Genomic DNA, 21,610 nt, shown 5'->3' on the forward strand with positions numbered 1-21,610 from the left:
ATAGAAAGAAGGATCAATCATGACAGACTCAAAATCTACCAAACAACTGTCAACGTTAACGTTTATTGGGATGACTTGCGCTTTAGTCGCAAGCGTCCGCAATATTCCTGATGTCGCTGCCACTGGTTGGACGATGTTGTTTTATATGTTAGTTGCTGTACTCTTTTATGCGTTTCCGATCTCTCTGATCTCAGGAGAGTTTGCAGGGATGTTTCCTCAAAAGGGAGGGCCAGAACTGTGGGTCTCTCAATCCCTCGGTAGAAAATGGGGATTTGTCGTCTCTTGGCTTTTATGGGTTCAAATGTTTCCAGGGATGGTCATGGTTGCCTCAGCACTTGCCCCATTGTTTGGCAACATGGTCAATAACGTCCCATTGGGCTTGAATAGTAAATTCACATTGCTCGTGATTTTAGTCGTTTATTGGATCATCACACTATTGAACTTAAAATTCGACATGGCAAAAATTGGCGGGAAAATCGGTGTCTGGTTGGGGTTGTATGTCCCGTTGGCATTGATGCTCCTATTAGGTGCCGCAGCATGGATCAAGATCGGTATTATGCCAAATGGAACATTAGGGAAATTTTCTTGGGATCTTTTAGTTCCCGATCCAAGTACTGCAAAATCATTCGTTTATTTTGCACCGATCATGTTCATTTTTACTGGAATCGAAATGTCTTCTGTTTATATCACTCGATTGGCACATCCAGTTAAAACTTATATACGCGGTATTTTCGCTGCGTTAGTCTTTTTATTTGTGGTAAATACGCTGAATGCGTTAGTCGTTGCCAATGTGGTACCAAAGGGTCAAATGGAGTTGAATAATATTGCTCAATCCATTTCGATCGATTGCCAAATTCTTGGCTTGTCACATATGATTGTGAACCTATTCAGCTTACTTGTATTTGTCGGTGTCGCTGTACAATTGTCTGCTTGGGCTTCTGGTCCAGCCAAAACTGTTACAGAAAGTGCAAGAAAAGGCGCGTATCCTCCTCGTTTCAATTTTTGGAAAACCAATGAATTTGATGTGTCAAAAGCGGTGATCTTGACACAATCCATTATCATTTCTGTATTTGCACTATTCTATTTATTGATTCCCGGAGTCAATCAAGCATTTTTGATGTTAGTAAATGCAACGACAGTGATTTATTGTATCGTCTATCTTATCATGGGTGTCGCATTCTTACGTTTTAGAAAAACAAATCCAACTATCCCTCGTCCATTTCGCATCGGTAAAAAAGAGGGAAATGGGAATCTCGGTGCATGGCTTGTTGTGTTAGTCTTATTTGCAGCAATCGTTTTTTCTGTCGGACTTACATTAAAAGCTGGTACATGGATCAACTTTGTGGCTGTCGCATTGATCAGCGGCATTCTTTTTGTTGCCCCATTATGTATCGAAAAAATTAGAAAACCTTCTTGGGAACAAGAAATAAAGAACAAATTGAGTGAACAAAAATCAACGAAGCAATCGGAGTAAAGGCAAAAATTTTCGTTTGAAAAGCAAACCTAGAAACCTGGCTCATATTAAATCACACTAATTATTTCATGTTTGCCTGAAATAATCGACATAAGAAACCCTCCTTTTTACGTATAATAAGTATTATCAAATGAAATATAGGAGGGATTGCCGATGACATGGTACAAAGAAACTGCTGAAGAAACAATGAATAAATTAAAGACGACCAAAGATGGTCTTTCAAATCAAGAACGTACCAGTCGTTTAGAAATACAAGGAAGAAATGAAATAGAGGTAAAAAAGAAAGTCAGTCCGCTTCGGAAATTTTTGAAGCATTTTACGGATTTGTTGATGATCATCCTTATGGTGGCTTCTGTCTTGAAGTTTTTAACGGGTGATTATATTGAAGGTAGTATTATTTTACTTGTAGTGATCATCAATAGTTTTGTTGGTTATTGGCAAGAAAGAAAAGCAGAAGAGTCACTCAATGGGCTAAAAAGTTTAATGAGTCAAGACGCAGTGGTTCTTTCTGAAGGCGTCAAGAAAAGTATTCCTGCCACTGAGATCGTGCAAGGGGATATAGTTAGTTTAACAGCTGGAGATGTCGTGCCTGCCGATATTCGTTTAGTCGAAACATATGGTTTGATGATCGAAGAAGCTGCGTTGACCGGTGAATCCGATGCGGTCGAGAAAATAAGTGAGCCGTTAGTCGACGAATTAGGCGCAGGAGATCAACTCAATATGGCTTTTTCAGGTACACTTGTCCAAGCTGGATCGGCACTTGGTGTCGTCGTTGAAACAGGGAATACGACGGAGATTGGAAAAATCAATCAAGCATTACAATCAGTCCAACAACAAACAACCCCTTTGGTTCGCAAGATCCATCAGTTAAACAAGCAAATCTTCAGAGGAATCGTTTTTCTAAGTTTATTCTTGATTTTCTTTACCTCATTTAGGTATGGCTTAGAGTGGAACTTTTTATTCTCAACAATCATTGCGTTGATCGTTTCTATGATCCCAGAAGGCTTGCCAGCGGTATTGACGATGATCCTCTCACTTGGGGTCAATGAAATGGCACAAGAACAAGCGATTATCAAAGGATTACCTTCTGTTGAAACACTTGGTTCAATGACGGTGATCTGTTCAGATAAAACGGGTACGTTGACCAAAAATGAAATGACTGTTGTGGAAACAATGACAGAAGATGAGACACGCTTACTTGAAATCATGAAAAATTGTCAAGAAGTGCAAACGAAAGAGGATCAAGTAGTGGAAACGTTGAGTGGCAATCCAACTGAGCTAGCTTTATTACGATACACAGCTGAACAGAATCTTCCCCTAAAAACGTCGCTTGCTAAATTGCCATTTAGCTCAAGTTATAAATATATGGCAACATTGCATGAAGAACAGGACCATGCAGTAGTGTTTGTCAAAGGAGCGCCAGAAGTTTTATTATCGAGATCTTCTTTGTCACAATCAGAACAGCAACAATGGATCAACCAAGCATCACAGCTAGCGAAAAAAGGCCAACGTGTATTAGGGTTCGCCTACAAGCAAATGCCTATTGAGCAAGAGTTAGACCATGCACAGTTGCAACAACTGACATTTGTTGGGATTGCAGGAATCATTGATCCACCAAAAGAGAGTGCGATCCAAGCGGTAAGAGAATGTCAGCAAGCAGGGATCTCAGTGAAAATGATTACTGGTGACCACAAAGACACAGCCCAAGCAATTGCGGATCAAATCGGATTGAAGCATACGAGTAATGTCCTTGAAGGAATCGATATCGATCGACTCTCTGATCAAGATTTAGCGAAGAAAGTGAGCAAAGTCGATGTCTTTGCTCGAACGACTCCGGAGCATAAATTGAGGATCGTAGAAGCTTTGCAGAAGAATGGTGAAATCGTTGGGATGACCGGTGATGGTGTCAATGACGCGCCCGCATTGAAGCGAGCAGATGTGGGAATCGCTATGGGGATCAAAGGAAGTGAAGTCAGTAAACAAGCCGCAGATATGGTATTAGGCGATGACAACTTCCATACGATCGCTAAAGCAGTCAAAGAAGGACGGCGGATTTTAGATAATTTACAAAAAACGATCAGCTTCTTCTTACCTACATCTTTAGCACAAGGCTTGGTGATCATCTGGGCATTACTTGCGAATCAGCCATTGCCTTTGACACCGATCCAAATCTTATGGGTCAATATGGTGACAACAATCACGTTATCCTATGCTTTAGGTTTTGAACAAGCAAGTAAAGACACGATGAGTCGGCCACCAAGAGATCCTAACCAAGGGATTTTGACGAAGTACAATGTTTTCCGGATTTTCTATGTGTCCCTCTTGATCATTATCCCAGCTTATTGGTTGGCAATGCAGTTTGAAGGTCAAGCCTTACAACAAACTGTTCTTTTACAAAATATTGTTGCTGCCCAAGCCGTCTATATGATTAATTGCCGTGAGCAAGTCGATGCTTCATTGAATAAAGGCTTCTTCCAAAATAAATTCTTATTTATTTCATTAGGTATTTTATTTGTCCTCCAAACTGGAGTCATTTATCTACCCTTTGCGCAACAAGTCATTGAAACAACAAGTTTGAGCTTTGCTCAACATTTACCAATCCTTGTAAATGTACTTCTATTATTTACAATCGTAGAAGTCGAGAAACGAATCAGTAAAACATGGATTAAAAGAAAAGAAAGAGAAGCTTTTGCCGGTAACTGAGAATCGTCGATCGTTTAAGAGATAAAGTCAAAGCGACAGTCTTCCCCCTAGGTTACTGTAGAGGAAGGCTGTCGCTTTTTATGGTTTAATACTTGGAGCTGAACGCTTCTTTTAAAACCTGATAAACGGTGTTCGAAAAGCTGACCTTCAACATTAAGCTAAAAAATCAAAAAATATGGAAAGCTATTTTCTGATTTTCTATCTTAGTGCTCAGGTCAAAGCGCTTTTCTCGGCTCTTTGTCAATAAGGACTGATGAGTTGTGCAAAATCAAATCTGGGTCAGAATGAACCTCATTCTGGCTCAGATTTTTTGTTATCTTACTTTGATTAATTGATTGATCAAAAAGATTCTAATTCTCATGTTCTCGAATGATTTAAATCCGTAGGATACTCGTTTCATTGTCTTTATGTGGGTATTCTTCGCTTCTATTTTTCCATTGGAATAAGGATAGATCATTGCGTTGGTGATGCCTTCTTCATAGGTCAGAAGGTTTTGAAGCTTTTCCCGAAAGCTGTCATCCAACGTTTCGGGAAGTTCTGCTAATAAGGAGAAAAATAAGTCAGGGTCTTTGTCTCGAAAGGCTTCAACTAATTCATGAAAAAAGGGATACGCCTCCTTTAGGGGCGTAGAAAACTCAAGCAATCGATCAATCATCATTGCTTCAGTAAGAAATGGGTATTTTGGTGCTCGGAAACTTTTCCATGTTTTGTATTCATAATGGTTGATGTTTGCACGATTTTTTAGCAAAAAGCGCCAGTTCTTTTTCAGTTTTTCTGCCTGGCTTTTCTGTCCTGCTTTACGAAGTTCATTCATTTCACGGATACGCAACTCATTGAACGCTTGATTCATGTGTTTGACAATATGAAACCGATCAATCACTATTTTCGCATTTGGCAGAACACGTTTGGTGAGCTGGAAGTAGGCGGCGTTCATGTCTGTCACCAAGAATTCTACTTCTTCTGGATTGGTACACTTTAAGAAATAGCTTGTTAATCGAGGTAATTTACGCGTAGGCAAAACATCTATTAATTTTCCTGTTTCGCCATCTGCGCAAATAAAGCTCATTTTATCTTCTATGGAAGCATGCGAACGAAATTCATCAACCATCAATACTCTTGGGAGAATCTTCTTAGATTGCTTTGGTAAATAGCTTTTAAACTCTTTCAATGTACGAATAACAGTGGTCAAAGATACCTGACAGCTTTTCGCAATAAAAGATAAAGATACTTTTTCAGTCAGTAAAGAAGCAATTTTATATCTAACATGATTTGCGATTGAATGTCTGGATTGGACAAAATAACTTTGAGCAGTCCAATGGGTTCGGCAGTTTTTACAGGTATAGCGCTGCTTTTTTAGGCGCATAACCAAAGGCATATGATTGTATTGTTCAAAACGGACAATCGTTTCTTTTTTTCCATTTTTCACTATAATTGCTTTCCCGTTTCCATCTACCACAGTAGAACCACAACTTCTACAAGCACGAGGAGTAGGCGAGAGAACAGCATCGACGACCAACGTCTTTTTCTTCTGAAGGGTCTCGTAAGAGACCTCTGTAATCATCAAATCTTTCTCTATTATTCTCAGCATTTTTTTGATAGAATCATTCATATAGCATATCGTCCTCTCAGTTGTTTATTTTGTGGTGATTTAATCATACTAGAGAACGATATGTTTTTTAATACCTAAAATGAAAATGGGACTGAAGAATCAATTCTGATTCATCAGTCCCATAAATTATAGAGCCCTTTTCTCACAACCTTACAAATAACTTCTAAATGTGAGTTCGGTCAATTGGTCGAGCTCATTTTTTGTTGGTATGGTAGAGATGTAGATGATTGGTATCGGGACTTGGTCGAGGGGGGTGTTTGAGACGAACAAGTCGTTTTTATGGAACGTGATGTCAGAAAGTTGAGATAATTCTACTGGAATCAATTGAACTCGTTTCCCAAAGTAATCATTTAATTCTTGTTGCAAAAAGGCTTTCCAAGAGGGTTCGCCTTGAAAGAAGAAATACAGGTTCAATTTATTTGGACGAACGGATAAGATTGCTTGTTGGATCAAGAAGGATAGTAGGCGTAGAAAGTATTCGTCTTCTTGAATAGGCAACTCTTGTTTCAGTTGCTCAAGTAATTCTTGTTTGAATGGGTACAACTGCGGATATTGTTGCTCATATTCTTCCAAAAAATAGTGATATTGCAAATTCAGCTGCTCGATCAAGATAGGTGATTCATGGTATTTCAACAGTAACAAAATCAGGTTATCAGCAAGTTTTGTTTCGTTTAGTTTTTCTAAGTGCAAGGTATCAGCTAAATCCTGAACGAATTGTTTGATCTTGCCTGAAAAAGGATAACTTTGCAAGATATCTGCCACGGGTTCTTGGTATTGATTGTTGTAATTCCAACTTTCTAAAAAGCAAAAGAAAGCAAAAATCAATTCATCTTTTTGTAAATACACGCCTTCTAATTCATAAAGTTCGGTTAATTCAGTAGCATACGTGGAGTAAAGAGTATCTTCAGGTTTAAAGAAAGAGTCCTTGATACGGCAATTTGCCTTGACACGTATCGTGTTGATGAAAAACCAGCAAATTCCAAAGATCTCTTCTGTTTCAACAGAAAAAGGGGTTTGCTTCAAGCGTTTCAAAAAACGAAAGTAATGGGATTCATGGATGGAATAATCTTCAAAAAAATAATTATTATGAGTAAATGGCATCAAAAGACGATGATAAAACAAGCGGATCGCATTCTCAGAACCACTCATCGTACTTGTATATTTTGTCAGCTTGATCTGTAACCCATAACGAAGGAGTTGGCGATTGACTTTTCTTGTATGACGTTTCAGCGTTTCGTAAGAAAGTCCATTGACTGCTAAAAAATTGGTTGTGGAACATTCTTTTGTAAACAATAGTTCTTTGATCAATTGTACACTAACGGATTGTTTTAGAAACAATTCCCACAGATCATTGGCAAGTAGATTTTTTTGATTGAGTAAACGAATCCCTGACTGATCACTATCGATCAACCAGCCATCAGGTAATTGTGAGCGGATGACTTGTAAGTCGGAAAAAATCGTACGTTCCGTTGTATTGGTTTCTTCAGCAAGCTCATTGACAGTGATTTTGGGATGGTTCAAAAGTAGTTCAATCAGCGTGACTTGTCGTTGTAAATCTTTTTCAGTGATGATTTGGTGCATGAGCGAGTACATCCAACATCCCTCCTTTTAAAACAAATTATAACACAATCCTTGACTTACATAAGCGGTTTCTTGTAGTTTTGGAGTAAGAGATAGCAACGCGGATTTATCGAAAGGAATGAATCAAAATGGCAACAAAAATCGAACAATACAAACGCTTATTAGCGATAGCAGAAGCCGGTCTCTTCTATGGCAAAGATCCATTTGACGAAGAACGTTACCAAGAATTGAAATCGATTGCTTTATCTTTATTGAGTAATGGCGAAAAGGAAATCGAAGAACAGCTTGCTTTTATTTTAGACCAAAATGAAGGATATCCCACACCAAAAGTCGATGTGCGTGCCTTCATCAAACAAGAGAATAAGATACTGCTAGTGGAAGATAGTCATACAAAAGAATGGGCATTGCCAGGTGGTTTTGCAGAAATCGGCTATTCACCAAAGGAAAATATTGGAAAAGAGGTGAAAGAAGAAACCGGGCTAACGGTGACGGTGGATCAACTACTGGCAATTTTTGATACCAATACCCGAAAAGATATTCCACAAGCCTTTCAATACTATAAAGTCATTTTTGGATGTTCAATCATCGGAGGTTCTTTTATCACGAATAATGAAACTTCAAATAGTGCCTTTTTTGCATTGGATGATTTGCCTATCCTTTCCCAAAAACGGACGACAGAAGAACAGCTTGCGATCTTAGCGAAAGGTAATTTGCCTTACTTTGAGTGATCAATATATTTTTGTTGCATTTGCAACAAAAATCAGTACAATAAAAGTACAACTAAAGGAGAGAAGAGATGGCTGAGATCATAAGAGAAATTGGCGCGATAGCACGAGCGTTAGATTCGATCAGTAATATTGAGTTCAAGGAAGTCGCTTTGACGAGGGGGCAATACCTGTATCTCGTTCGCATTTGTGAAAATCCAGGCATCATTCAAGAAAAAATAGCCGAAATGCTTAAAGTCGATCGAACGACAACTGCCCGTGCGCTGAAAAAGTTGGAAAGTAATGGCTTGATTCGACGGGTAACTGACGAACAGAACAAGAAAAACAAAAGGTGTTACCCGACAGCCCAAGGAGAAGCACTTTATCCGATGATCATCCGAGAACACCATTATTCTACGAAAGTCGCTTTAGCTGGCTTGTCTGAAGAAGAAATCCAACAGTTGGAAAGATTATTGACACACGTAAGGAAAAATATCAGCGAAGACTGGAATTTTGTAAAAAAGGGCAATAAACGCCTGTATTGAAAGGGATGTTGGAGTGGAGAAGGTAGAAATCAGACCGATTGTGGGGAGTGAAGTGGAACGTCTCCAAGCTATCAGCATTGAAACGTACACAGATACTTTTGGTGAATATAACACGCAGGCAGATATGGATGCATATCTTTCGCAAGCGTATGATTTGCAGCGATTGACAAAAGAACTGATCCAGCCAGACTCAGCTTTTTTCTGGGCGCTAGATCATGGCGAAATTGCAGGTTATCTAAAACTGAACATAGGAAAAGCACAATCCGAGGAAATGCCTGAGGATCATCTAGAAATCGAACGGATCTATATTCGACCACCCTATAAGAAAAAAGGGATCGGCACTCACTTGATGAACTGGGCGTTGGCTCAAGCGAAAGCACAGGGAAAAACAGCTGTGTGGTTAGGTGTGTGGGAACATAATGATCCAGCCCAAGCTTTTTACCGTAAGCATGGTTTCATACACCAAGGACAACATGTGTTTTATATGGGCGACGATGCACAGATCGATCATATCTTAGTCAAAAAAATCAATGAGGTGTAACGAATGAAAAAATTTGTAGCAGATCCATCATTTTGGGAAGTGTTCCCAGAAGCAAAAATCGAGATCCTAACGGTAGAAGGGATCAATAACGAAGTCGTTGAAGAAAACAAAGCAGATTATTATGACAAATTGAATCGTGCTGCTAAAGAAGCAAGAAATTATTTAACAGAAGAACCTTTTAGTCAAAATGAAGTGATTGCACAATGGCGTCAAGCGTTTACCCAGTTCAAGACAAAAAAAGGCGCACGTTCATCGATCGAGGCACTGCTAAAAAGAGCCAGTCAAGGTCGCGAATTTGTCCCGATCAGTCCGTTAGTGGATATCTATAATAGTATCTCTTTGCGCTTTGGCGTACCCTGTGGCGGAGAAGATCTTGACACAATCGTTGGGGATCTTCATTTGGGTAAAGCTCAAGGTGGAGAAAATTTCTTGCCATTAGGCGCAGAAGCAGATGCGCCCGCATTACCAGAAGAAATCATTTATTATGATAAAGAAGGCGCAGTTTGTCGCTGCTTTAACTGGCGTGAAGCGCAACGGACCATGTTAACGAAAAAAACGACGAACGCTGTGTTGGTGATTGAGGCAGTCAACGCACAACAAGCAGAAGTTGCCGGAAAAGCAATGACTGCTTTACAAGAAGACATTGAACGAACATTTGGTGTAACGAGTACTAGACAAACAGTGACGAAAGAACAACCAGAAATCACTTTGTGACCGGACACGTAGTAAATAACCAAAACGATGGAGTCACTCGTAATCTTCAAACAAAGCAAACTTGAAGATTGCGGGTGATTTGTCTTTTGATAGCTTAACACGAAAATAAGCAACGTTTGCTCGATCATCTTGTGCTTAATAGCAGTGACTTCCACTAAGTGTGTTTCCGCTTTCGTGCTATAATGAAAACAAGCTTTTATTTAGAGGAGGCGTTGTCAAATGATCCATAAATCTCGTGTCATGCTATATGTTGAAGATGTCGCGTTAGTCAGTCGGTTTTTCGTTGAGCAATTGAAGGCAGAAATCGTTGAAACGTTGGAATTGCCAGAGGAATATCAAAGCATTGTCTTACGTATGTCGCAAGAATTGGAGTTGGCTATTTTTCCTCGGACATTCGTTGAACGATTTTCACCAGAAGTGTTAGGTCCACCACCGTCTATGATTTTCTTTACAGATAAGTTTGATGAACTTTACGAACAAATCGAAACAGCTGGTGAAATTTTGGAGAATAATGGCTTGTTGACGTTTAACTTTTCCGATCCTGAAGGAAATTTTTTTGTGATTGCAAAATTAGAATCGACAGAAAAAGTAGATGAAAGGGAGACAGAAGATGAAAATCTCGATCACTGAAACACTTGAAGATTATTTCAAAAAGCAACGGATGAAAAAGAGTGATAAATTGAGAATGAAGAATTTGAAATCTGGGAAAAATCCTGCCAAAGGATGGAATAAAATGGTCGATACAGGCTTCGGTGGTTTAAATTCTTTAGATTATCGTGGGAAAGGGAGTAATTTACCGATCAGCCAAATCGACAATCAGCAATTTCGTGCGGAAGAACAAAAGCGAATCGGTAAAGAAACCCATAGATAGAAGCTTCTTCAACTATTGTGTACTTAGTTTTATTTATTAGTAATCGACATACTTTTCTCTAAATGAAAGCGGAATAGGTAAATAGTAATGTTCGGATTTTTGATTAAATCCGAATTTTTTGTTTACTTATTTCTATATTTGGGATAATATTAAACACGTTGTTTTATTAATAAATCTAATATAGTAAGAACTTTTTTATAAATGTTCGGTTTTAGGGGGATGAACGATGAAGGAAAAGATACTTTCCTACTTCGAGATTGACGCACTGAATACGACGGTGAAACGTGAGATACTGGCTGGGTTTACGACATTTATCTCTATGGCATATATCTTATTTGTCAATCCAACAGTACTTGGTGCTTCGGGGATGGATGAAGGGGCAGTGTTTACTGCGACAGCATTAGCCAGTGCCATTGGCTGTATTTTGATGGGGGTCGTTGCACGCTACCCGATTGGAACAGCACCTGCGCTAGGAATCAATGCCTTTTTTGCTTACTCAGTCTGTTTAGGTATGGGGATTCCATGGGAAACAGCATTGGCAGGGGTGTTTGTCGCTTCGTTGATTTTTATTTTGATCACCATTTTTAAATTACGTGAAATGATCATTGATGCGATTCCAACAGACTTGAAGTTTGCGATTTCTGGCGGGATTGGTTTGTTTATTGCCTTTCTAGGCTTGAGTGAAGGTGGCTTGATCGTGGCAAATGAATCAACTCTTGTTGGCTTAGGTTCATTGAGTGTCGGTTCCACTTGGTTGACGATTTTTGGTTTGATCGTTACTGCGGTATTGTTAGTTCGTCGCGTACCAGGAGGGATTTTTATCGGAATGGTAGCTACCACGCTTCTAGGACTAGTCACTGGACTGATTCCTATGCCTTCACAACTTGTTGCGGCAGCACCTAGCTTGAAACCTACTTTCTTAGTTGCATTGAAACACGTTGGTGATATCAATAGCTTACAAATGTGGGTAGTCGTTTTGACGTTCTTGTTAGTGACATTCTTTGATACAGCTGGAACATTGGTTGGCCTAGCAAACCAAGCCGGTTTCATGCAAGATAACAAAATGCCACGTGTTGGGAAAGCATTGGCTTCGGATTCTACTGCGATGTTAGCTGGTTCATTGTTAGGAACATCGCCAGTTGGGGCTTTTGTTGAGTCATCCGCAGGGATCGCCGTTGGTGGACGATCTGGACTAACTGCAATCACAACAGGGATTTTATTCTTGTTCGGGTTGTTTTTCTCACCATTATTATCAGTCGTGACTTCTCAAGTGACTGCACCTGCGCTGATTTTAGTTGGTGTGTTGATGGCCCAATCATTACGTCAGATCGAATGGGGAAAAATGGAGATTGCGATTCCTGCTTTCTTGATCTTGATCGGTATGCCGTTGACTTATAGTATCTCAGATGGGATTGCATTAGGATTCATCTTTTATCCAATCACCATGCTAGCAGCAAAACGTGGCAAAGAAGTCTCACCAATCATGTACGCGCTATTCTTTGTCTTTATAGGATTCATGTGGATCTTGAATGTTTGATTGATTTAGGTAGAACTTGAGTGTTCATTCGCTTTTAAAAGAGTGTGGGACAGTCCAGTTGCCCTTTCTCAAATATAAAAAACGAGTCTGATTTTGATGTTTTTTTGTCAAAATTGGACTCGTTTTTAGTCATATACACACTTTTTATCCATGTGTTGCCCTAATTTCCTTAGATCTAGTGCCATGAGCGTCAATCTGATATCACTCGCCCACGTTAGTGAAAAATTTAGCACCCCAAGTGAGCCTTTAGATGACCGGTCACTGGTTCGACGAGTTTGTGACAGAAGTGTTTTGACCTGAGCAGTAAGATAGAAAATTGAAAAATTACTTTTTATATTTGACAATTTTTTAGCTTAATGTTGAAGGAGCCGGTTTGCAAACACTGTTTATTCGGTTTTAAGGTATGCAACAAAAAATGAATTTTATTTTTTGTCCCACCCACAAATCGAACCGTTGAAAAATAAGGACTAGAATATGACGACATGAAATGAATCGATCTTTACGATAATAATCGTTTGAAATATATGTGGTCTTTTGAATACACGGATAAAAACTTTGTTAATTACGTAGCAGCAACCCCACAGTTCAAGTTTATACGATTAGTTGAAGAGATAGTTCTAACGACAATCGGCAATTTCCTTAACTATGTACCTGATCAAAATAGGTTAGAAAAAATTCGTCCTAGCTTGATTGCTAAATAATGCAAGAAGAGGTAGTAAATAAAGTGACGATATTTAATAGATACAAAGATGATAAATATTTTTAATATTATAATTAAGCTAACTCGATAGGTAATATTTTCTTGTTGAGTTATTTTAATTTATTTTTTTAGTTATTTTATAAAAATAATATCTTTAAATAACCCTATTAAGCGAAAATTTCATTAAAACAGCATATTTTGATTAATATATTTTTCCGCTATATAAGTATGTTATTGTAACGATTGTGACAAATACAATTTGAGGAGTGGAAAAATGAAAAAGAAAATTACTGTTTTAGTTCTTAGTTCTTGCATGTTATTATCCACGTTGGTTCCAAGTAGTGTTGCATGTGCAGAAGAATTTATTGATGAGTCAACTGTAGTGGAGACTGTACATACTCCAGAGATGCCCCCTGGGGTTTACGCTGAAGTACATGAAGATGGAAGTATTTCTGTTGTAAAGACAGACCCAATGCTCAAAGCTAATGTATCTCGATGGGGTAGTTCATTCTACACGAACGTTGCAGTTTCTACTGGTGTAGCAACTAATGCAATTAATACAGCATTTTATTCAGGAATTGGTTCAGTATTGGGAATTTTTGGGGTAGTACCTCTGTGGGCTTTACAAGGACTATTAAATGCGGTTGGTTGGACTCAAATGGGATCTAAACCTGGTGCGTCGGTCGCTAAACTTTGGGATAAGAATAAAAATGGGTGGATTGGGTTCTATTTCCAAAGAGGTTACGATACTGCTGGCAAAGAAGTGGCTACTAGGTATAGTACACTTTAAATATGAAATTCAAAAAATTTACTGAAGACCACCCATATTTAACCGTAATCTATTCGGGATTAATTGGAAGTGCATTTGGGATTACTGTTGAATATATCGTTAATCGAGATTTCAGACCTAGTGGAATTTATAGTCTAATATTTTATTATGTAATTGGATTATCTTCTGTAAAATTTAAGTCCAGAAAAAAATGAGTACTGTAAAACCCAAAATTATTAATTAATCGTTTAGTCCAACAGGGTATACCCTGTTGGACTTTCTATTTCGCTTTTAAACACTTAAATTAGAAAATGACATCAAAGTTGAGCAAGAAAAATAAAAGATAAGGATCAAAAAACTTAAATATTTTTGATCCTTACCTTTTATTTTTTTTTGAGTACTAATTATTTTCTCCCATTCATTCTGATGAATCAATGATTTCATTTGTTTTTTTTTGGTTATTTTCTAGATATGCATAACGAGGTGAAAATTGTGATTTTCAACCTTATATAAATTGTTATAAGATAATGAGTATAAGGAAGGCTAAAGGTTAAGCCTTGTTTATTCACTAAAACGTATTAGAAACCATCGTTTTTGGGTGTACAGCAATATAGACATCTGAACTTGTCAGATGTCTAAAGCAATGTTGTTAAATTGGCGTTACGATGACTTAGCATACATAAGTATTCGTTATTCTAAAAAACGATCGTTTTTGAGATAGATGTTAAAGGAGGAGGGAAGATGCGAAAAACTATTGGTCTTATGATTGGTCTAATGTCCCTAATAATAGCGATACAATTTCCGCTACAGGTGTATGGTACACAGGTCCAATCCGTCGAGTCAGAAGGATCTATTGGGTTTACAGGAACTTATGAACCAATCGGTCCACCAGATCCACCTCCCAGCACCAGCCCACAAAAGCCAGGAGGAACTTTGCCAAAAACCAATATGACCGGTAGCTCACTTGGGCTATGGATTGGAAGTTTCTTAGTGGCAGGTGTTTTATTAGTCGTAGGGAATAAAAAAAGAAAAGAAACACAAGAAAATTAATTAAAAGAAAGCAGGAATTTAAGTATGAAATTTATTCGTTTAGCAACTGTAGCCGCATTATCAACCACGATCTTCGCAGGAGGTGTACAGGCTTTCGCTGAAGAGGAAAACCAAGAGTCAAAAGAAGTACGTAAAACAACAACGACCGGTCAGGTCACCTTCACTCCAAATATTGAAGACACAGTAGTAGAACCTGATCCTGAAGGTCCAGATGTGACGATCCCACCAATTCCTGGTACAGGACCACTAACGATTGCAACAGTTCCAACAATGAACTTTGGAACGAAAGTTATCTCAACTGCTGATGAACATTACAACATGATTGCGGAAATGCAACAGAAAGCCGGAACAACAGGCGAGGAAAATATGATTCCTTATGTCAGTATGGCACAAGTTCAAGACACCCGTGGAACGAATGAAGGATGGGAACTGAGCGTGAGTTTAAGTGAATTTCAAGCAAAAACAGATACCCTAAATAGTGTGTTAAAAGGCGCCAAAATCACGTTATTCGATCCTTCCCTTCGTTACAGTGTGAATGATGCAAATCAGGAACCGACGATTCACACAAGTGGTTTAGAGTTGATTCCAAGTGAAGAGGCCGTGCCGGTCATGACAGCTGCTAACCAAAAGGGTGGCGGAACTTCTTCCGTTGTTTGGGGAGATCATGATGCGCTCGCAAAACAAGTAGAAGATGGGGTAGATGTCGTTGAAAATAAGGCGATCCAATTGTTTGTTCCTGGCTCGACTGCCAAAGATGCAGTAACGTATACCTCTACATTGACATGGGAATTAGAACTAACACCAGATAATGAGGAACCTGATGCGGTTTAAGAAGTAAACCATTCCTATTTCCATGTTCCATTAGTCACTGGCAGCGTTACAGATTTCTGTGACGCTGCTTTTTTAGAAAGGATTATGACAAATGATACACAAACAAACGATACAAAAAAGTCTATGGTTGCTTATAGCGCTCTTCTTTTTCTTGCCGCAGGCGGTCCAGGCCGAGGAAACGAGTTTAAATACGTACGTTACCCCTCTTTTTCCAGAGAGCCAAGTGGATGAAAGTAAAGGATACTATGAGTTATTACTCCCTCCTGGACAAAAAGAGACTTTGCGACTAGAAGTCGGAAATTCCAGTTCAGAACCAATCAACGTTCAGGTGACACCGCATACAGCTTATACTAATACTTTGGGGAATGTCGAGTATGGCAAAGATGTTGAAGAAGCGGATCCATCCTTAATCCACTCCTTGGATGAGCTGATGACTCCTTCGGAGGTCATTGCTTTAGCTGGAAATGAAACAAAGGTTATAGAAATTCCTCTGCAAATGCCTAAAGACGCCTTTGAAGGGTATTTAGCCGGCGGCTTACGAATCGCCGAAGTAAAAGAAGAGGAAGATAGCGATGCCCCAGGAGGAGAAGGCGTAGCTATCAAGAATGAGTTTGCCCATGTGGTTGGTGTGGTCGTTAGTAATACTCGAGACTCGGTGCAACCGGAGTTGGAACTATTAGATGTGTTTGCAGATCAATTGAACTACCGCAATGTGATCAGCGCCACGTTACAAAACTTTACGCCCACTTTTGTCAATCAATTGGCGGTGGAAGCGACCGTAAAACGAGTAGGGGAGAACGAGGTTCTCTATAAGGCGGAGAAAGAAATGATGCAGATGGCCCCAAATTCTAATTTCAACTTCCCGATTTCTTTAGAAGGCGACCGTTTTCGAAGTGGGAACTATGTCCTAGAATTAACAGCTACATCTGGAGAGAATGAATGGTCATGGACGCGTGAATTTACAATTGAAGCCGAAGAAGCCCGCAAGTTAAATCGAGAAGACGTAATGATTGATTCTGGTGTCAATTGGTGGATGATCGGTGCGATTATTTTGCTTATTTTAATGCTTGGACTTGTGCTTTACCTGATGTGGCAAAAGAAAAAAGCACGTGAAAACGAAAAAGAAGTATAGAGAGGAGGATTCCATGAGAAAGCTAATGAAAAAAGGAATGCTCATTTTAGGGACGATGATTCTTGTTCTGCATGCATTCCTCCTGCCAGTAGGCATCGTCTATGCGGAAACCACGGATAGAAAGGTAGGGGGGCAAGTACAGGAAGAAGAACAATTGGAACTTCCATCCATAAAAAACTATCTAGAAGTGGAAGAAGAAGGCAATCCTCGCTTTTCCTTTCCTCGCTCTCACCTTCAAGGAACGGTTGAAGAGCCATTGAAGGTGACATTTGTTTCAGATCAAGAGGTGTCAGAGGCAAGAATTACCCTTCCAAAGGAAGCGCAGCTGGTAAAAGATCAGTTACAAGCTGGAGTTACCGTAAACCAAGAAGAATCAGATGAATGGGTGATTCAAGCGGAGCGTGTACAACAAACGTTTGTGCTTCCAGTGGTATTTAAATCTGAAGGTAATTATGATGTGTCCGTCGAAGACGTAACTGCGACACTTGAAATATCGGAAAAGGAAGAAACGGAGACTGAAGATCAACCAGAAATGAATCAGGATTCATCTAATGAATCAAATGAAGAACATGAGCAATATCCAAATACGACTGAACAATCAGAAGAAAAAGAAGCGCCTGTAGCAACCGAAGAATCGAAAGAGGAAGCTACTCCTTCTGAGAACGAAACATTCAAACAGGCGGTCTTTGATGGAAATACAGAAGAAGTCTCAACAATGGCTGCATTCAGAGAGGCTATCGCAAATCCTGAAGTCAGCATTATCTCTGCTCAAGCAAATTTAACTGAAAATACAGCCAATATAATGACGATCGACCGACCAATCAAGATACAAGGAAACGGACATACGCTGACTTTTGGTAACAATAGTTTTTATTTTCAATTAGCAGAAGTGAGTGAACCAATGACCTTTCGGATAGAGGACGCAACAGTTACAAAAACCGGCGATACACCTTTAGTCAATGCAACAACAGAGGTTAGCCACAATTGGACACTAGAAATAGAAGATGTAGCAGAAGTCAATGCCAATACGATGCGACTAGCATCAATTCCAAAAGGTACGGTTCAATTTACAGGTGGCACGAATAACTTTACACGCACAAGCTCTACGCAAACTTTCATTGAAGCAAAAGAAGTCAAAGCAATCAATCAAGCGAAAGTAACGATCAGTCGTGGGAATGCCACGATCTTTCTAGCAGCAGCGACAATTTCCGAACCTAAACTAACAATCGAAAACGGTGCAAATTTAGCAATTACTACGACTTCAGGTGTGGCAAATACGATTGATTTTAGAGGAGAAAATGCGGAGATTGCACTCCAATCTGGTGGGGATTTAACGATCAATACAGTAGGAACGACTGCTACTCCTACTAATATAAGAAATAATACGATTGCTATGACTGGAACAGGACCGAAAATCACCGTTCTTGATAAAAGTAACTTGACTACGACAAGTACTGCAGCCAAAAGAGGGTTACATCTATCCGGAAATAATCCCCAGGTAATTGTGAATGATTCGAAATTATCTGTGACCTCAGCCACACAGTCAGCCATAAATCTATCAGGGGATGAGCCAATATTTTCTGTAATGAATAGTCATACTGATATTCGTTCTGAAACAGGGACCACACTTGCCTTGACAGGTGTATCGCCTAAAGTCAACTATGTGGGGTCTATAGGGAGTTTAATAAGTACCACCGGACAACGATTGCATTTGAACGGCGGCAACCCTCAATTATCATTGGAACAGACCCAACTGTCAATGTCAGCTACAACCGGCCGTGGAGTTTATTTAGAAGGAACAACGCCACAAGTATTACTAAATGATAGTAGTATTGAAATGACAGATACAGGTGCTTCTCAAGGTATGATTTTGGAAGGAACGGATGCGTTACTTTCTTTAAAAAAGAATAGTATTTTCAACATTTCTGGAGGTGGAACAGGAACACTAGAAAATATTCAAGTTGGGAATAATAATGCAAGACCTAAGATAGACTTAGAAGATGGTTCAAAATTAGCAATAACCGCTACCAGTGGACCTGGTGCAGGGTCTGCCACAGCCAATAATGCCGTTCATCTCAGAGGAAATGAACCAGAACTAAATATAACAGACGGAGCGAGTATTGCCATTGATATTACTTCTGGTAATCGGCGTGGCATAGCGCTGACCGGGAATAATTCTACTACACTTGTTGATTCTAGTGATATAAGTTTGAAGCTAGGGGGGAGTGGTGTAGGTTATGCTGCAACAGGAACTACTAATAAATTAGCCATCTCAAAGAGCCAGTGGGAGGCGAACGGAAGCTCTGGACACAATATTCATATGGTTGGGGCCAATAGCACAGTCTTACTTGATCGCTCTGATGCTGTTTTTGAAGCAGCCAGCTCTGGTAGGAATATTTGGTTAGCAGGAGCAGATTCAGTTCTTGCTATAGAAAATGGTGCTCAAGTAAATGCAACATCAGATAATGCGAACAGTATAACAATACATGGCGCACGTGCATTATTACAAATGAGTGGGTCTGAATCAAAGATGGAAGTAATTAGTAATGTCAGTGCCGGTGAAACCAATGCAGCGGTTTATCTAGGTGCTGCTAGCGCTAGTACTACTTCAGGAGCTGCAAATCCTAATGCTGAAGTTAGATTGACGGAAGGCGCAAAAATGAACGTCCATGCAAATCGTGCCTCTGCGTTAGGTTTGCTTAGCTCAAATGGCCAATTTAACCTGTTAAAGCAGTCCGAATTAAATTTAACTGCAGGAAGTACCAATGAATCGCAGAATGGAGCTGTCGCTGTCTTACGTTTTATACGTGCAGGAGGCTATCAGTTTACAATAGACAATGCAAAAATGAACATAAGTAAATCTGGAGGAAGAACACCAGGTATTCGTATGTATGGTGGTAATAATCATATTTTAGTTAGGAACGGAGGGCAATTTTTCATCTATAATCCTGGGAATGGTACACCTATAGATCAAGATACGTCCTCTGGTTTGGCCAATCAAGGGGTACATTATCCTAGGACCGGGGGTAATTCTTTTGTAGTTGATGGTGTTGGTTCTAAAGTTCAAATTATTGCGGACAACGGTGCAGCGATTGATATGGAAAGTCAGGCGGGGCAAATTGAAGCACGAGACGGCGCCACTTTCATTGCTCAAGGACGAACAGCTACAGATGCGGCAGGAATTTTCAATGCTGGAAATTTAACTGTTGATTTTGATAATCCGTTATTTATGGACTTTAGAAATACTCGCGTTGGTGGTGGGAATATATTTAATGCTAGTAGTGGATCGACATTAAACGCAATAAATAGTGATTTATCTGTTTGGCGAAAAGGCGCTGATTTGAATGGAGACCCAAATTTAGACTTCCGAAGTATTGATTATTCGTTTACCGGAACAAATTTTAATACGTTAAGAGAGACAAGTGACCCCACACAACTAAATACGGACGTGTTTGGAAACACAGGGTTAACTGCTTATAGTCGATTAAGTAGTAATAATGGGCGCTGGGCTATCGCAGATGAGCTGAGAGTACCAACCAATGCTGATAAGAAAATCTATGGGCGCGTGAGTCTTCCTGTAGGACTAGATGATAGTCGTCCAGCGTGGGATGATGAAGCGATTGTGACAGTCGAAGTAGAATCTCCATCAGGACGCACACAAGAGTATACAGCCAAGACCGTCGGTCATTCAGACGAATCACCAGGGATCAGTATCTACGGAGAAGACCCACGTGGTGGGCTTTTTGAAATCACCTTACCTGAACCCCTTGAAGCAGGATCAAAAGTTCGAATCAGTCACGTAGAATTAACCAGTGGCGAACTGACCGAAGATTTTGACCACCAGATCTTAACAGATACTGTGGAAGTCTTTCCAATCGTCCCTCCGGCACCTGCGAAATTCTCATCTTCTATCATTGGTGAAAATAGTAAAACCATCCAAGGGATTTCAGAAAATAAAGAAGCTGAAGTAACCGCAACGCATAATGGGCAACCCTTTGATACATCAGATGCCACTATCAACGATGAGGGCAGATTCACACTTGATATAAGCGAACTCGTACTACAAGAAGACGATGAAATTCAAATCTTTTTACGGGATAATGCAGGATCCGCAAAGGCCGCAGAGGTCGTTTCTCCACCTGAAACAAATAATGATCGAGGTAATATCAATCCGGCAACCGAGTTACTGTTTCATGATGTGACATTTGAACCAGCGACGATTTTAACGGTTGGGAATCTTGGTCCTGTTTCACCGGTAGATCCGATGAATCCAGAAATAGAAGTCGATCCAGAGAATAAACCTGAGCTCGAAGAAGACCAAGGCTTGTTAAGCATAGATTTTGCTTCTCGATTCACATTTGGCCAACAAGCAATTTCTACGCGAACGAAGCGATATTATGCGCAACCGCAACGCTTGTTAAATCCGGATGGAACCGTCAATGAGGCTGAAGAGCGACCAAACTATATCCAGATCAGTGATCGACGGCCAGAAGAGGAACGTCACGGCTGGCAATTAGCAGTTACGCAAAACAGTCAATTTACGGATCTACAGGAAAATGAACTAAGAGGGGCACGTTTGTCTTTCACTAACCAACAATTGGAGTCTATTCACGGAAGTGATGAACCGATGTTGTATAATCAAGACGGTGTTACCTTAATTCCAGGAGAAAAGACTAAACTTCTGACCGCGCTCGATGGCCAAGGCGCAGGTACCTGGATCTATCGGTTTGGTGACGGTGAAAGTGCAAGCGAAAGCGTGGCACTTGAAGTTCCTCCAACCGCGAATCCAAGAGCAAGCACCTATGAAACAACACTCACCTGGGAACTAAGTGTAGTTCCCGATAATTAG

16 protein-coding genes are annotated in these 21,610 nt (G+C 39.8%); 14 read left to right on the top strand and 2 right to left on the bottom strand.

Annotated features, from left to right (window positions below):
• Positions 1–19 precede the first annotated feature (19 nt).
• Together HZ311_RS09525 and HZ311_RS09530 are read left to right on the top strand one after the other, a co-directional pair.
• Complete coding sequence (locus tag HZ311_RS09525) at positions 20–1,474, top strand: amino acid permease (RefSeq protein ID WP_023519023.1); 1,455 nt, start codon at positions 20–22, stop codon at positions 1,472–1,474.
• A 153-nt stretch (positions 1,475–1,627) separates the two neighbouring features.
• Positions 1,628–4,177, top strand: a complete 2,550-nt coding sequence (locus HZ311_RS09530) for an HAD-IC family P-type ATPase (RefSeq protein ID WP_023519024.1) — start codon at positions 1,628–1,630, stop codon at positions 4,175–4,177.
• A gap of 313 nt (positions 4,178–4,490) precedes the next feature.
• On the opposite strand, the gene HZ311_RS09535 is transcribed toward HZ311_RS09530, so the two are convergent.
• Positions 4,491–5,786, bottom strand: coding sequence for an ISL3-like element ISEfa11 family transposase (locus tag HZ311_RS09535; protein ID WP_010734358.1), 1,296 nt, complete (start codon positions 5,784–5,786; stop codon positions 4,491–4,493).
• Positions 5,787–5,936: 150 nt separating this feature from the next.
• The gene (locus HZ311_RS09540) at positions 5,937–7,379 is read right to left on the bottom strand and encodes a helix-turn-helix domain-containing protein (RefSeq protein ID WP_010736466.1); all 1,443 of its coding nucleotides are present in this window, start codon (positions 7,377–7,379) and stop codon (positions 5,937–5,939) included.
• 116 nt (positions 7,380–7,495) lie between these two features.
• Between HZ311_RS09540 and HZ311_RS09545 the strand changes: the two genes are divergently transcribed.
• The 12 genes from HZ311_RS09545 (at position 7,496) to HZ311_RS15770 (ending at position 21,610) form a co-directional block, all read left to right on the top strand.
• Complete coding sequence (locus HZ311_RS09545; protein ID WP_023519025.1) at positions 7,496–8,095, top strand: NUDIX hydrolase N-terminal domain-containing protein; 600 nt, start codon at positions 7,496–7,498, stop codon at positions 8,093–8,095.
• A gap of 68 nt (positions 8,096–8,163) precedes the next feature.
• On the top strand, positions 8,164–8,616 hold the full coding sequence (locus tag HZ311_RS09550; RefSeq protein WP_023519026.1) for a MarR family winged helix-turn-helix transcriptional regulator: 453 nt from the start codon (positions 8,164–8,166) through the stop codon (positions 8,614–8,616).
• Positions 8,617–8,629: 13 nt separating this feature from the next.
• Entirely contained in the window at positions 8,630–9,157 is a 528-nt protein-coding gene (locus tag HZ311_RS09555) for a GNAT family N-acetyltransferase (protein ID WP_010736463.1), read from the top strand.
• A 3-nt stretch (positions 9,158–9,160) separates the two neighbouring features.
• A complete protein-coding gene (locus tag HZ311_RS09560; RefSeq protein ID WP_010736462.1) occupies positions 9,161–9,871 on the top strand; it encodes a B3/B4 domain-containing protein in 711 nt (236 codons plus the stop codon).
• A 219-nt stretch (positions 9,872–10,090) separates the two neighbouring features.
• Positions 10,091–10,501: a VOC family protein gene (locus tag HZ311_RS09565; RefSeq protein WP_023519027.1), complete on the top strand. Its 411-nt coding sequence runs from the start codon at positions 10,091–10,093 to the stop codon at positions 10,499–10,501.
• Positions 10,482–10,742: a hypothetical protein gene (locus HZ311_RS09570; protein ID WP_019724093.1), complete on the top strand. Its 261-nt coding sequence runs from the start codon at positions 10,482–10,484 to the stop codon at positions 10,740–10,742. Before HZ311_RS09565 ends, HZ311_RS09570 begins: the two co-directional genes overlap by 20 nt.
• Positions 10,743–10,968: 226 nt before the next feature.
• A complete protein-coding gene (locus HZ311_RS09575) occupies positions 10,969–12,279 on the top strand; it encodes an NCS2 family permease (RefSeq protein ID WP_010736459.1) in 1,311 nt (436 codons plus the stop codon).
• Positions 12,280–13,253: 974 nt separating this feature from the next.
• The gene (locus HZ311_RS09580) at positions 13,254–13,769 is read left to right on the top strand and encodes a hypothetical protein (protein WP_023519029.1); all 516 of its coding nucleotides are present in this window, start codon (positions 13,254–13,256) and stop codon (positions 13,767–13,769) included.
• 720 nt (positions 13,770–14,489) lie between these two features.
• Entirely contained in the window at positions 14,490–14,798 is a 309-nt protein-coding gene (locus HZ311_RS09585) for an LPXTG cell wall anchor domain-containing protein (RefSeq protein ID WP_023520670.1), read from the top strand.
• Positions 14,799–14,822: 24 nt separating this feature from the next.
• Entirely contained in the window at positions 14,823–15,629 is an 807-nt protein-coding gene (locus HZ311_RS09590) for a WxL domain-containing protein (protein ID WP_178946642.1), read from the top strand.
• 91 nt (positions 15,630–15,720) lie between these two features.
• Positions 15,721–16,761 carry a DUF916 and DUF3324 domain-containing protein gene (locus tag HZ311_RS09595; protein WP_137071953.1) on the top strand — a complete coding sequence of 347 codons (1,041 nt, stop codon included), beginning with the start codon at positions 15,721–15,723 and terminating at the stop codon, positions 16,759–16,761.
• A 13-nt stretch (positions 16,762–16,774) separates the two neighbouring features.
• Positions 16,775–21,610: a WxL domain-containing protein gene (locus HZ311_RS15770; RefSeq protein ID WP_232092476.1), complete on the top strand. Its 4,836-nt coding sequence runs from the start codon at positions 16,775–16,777 to the stop codon at positions 21,608–21,610.

Origin of the sequence: Enterococcus mundtii (assembly GCF_013394305.1) — a bacterium.
In the GTDB taxonomy this organism is placed as follows: domain Bacteria; phylum Bacillota; class Bacilli; order Lactobacillales; family Enterococcaceae; genus Enterococcus_B; species Enterococcus_B pernyi.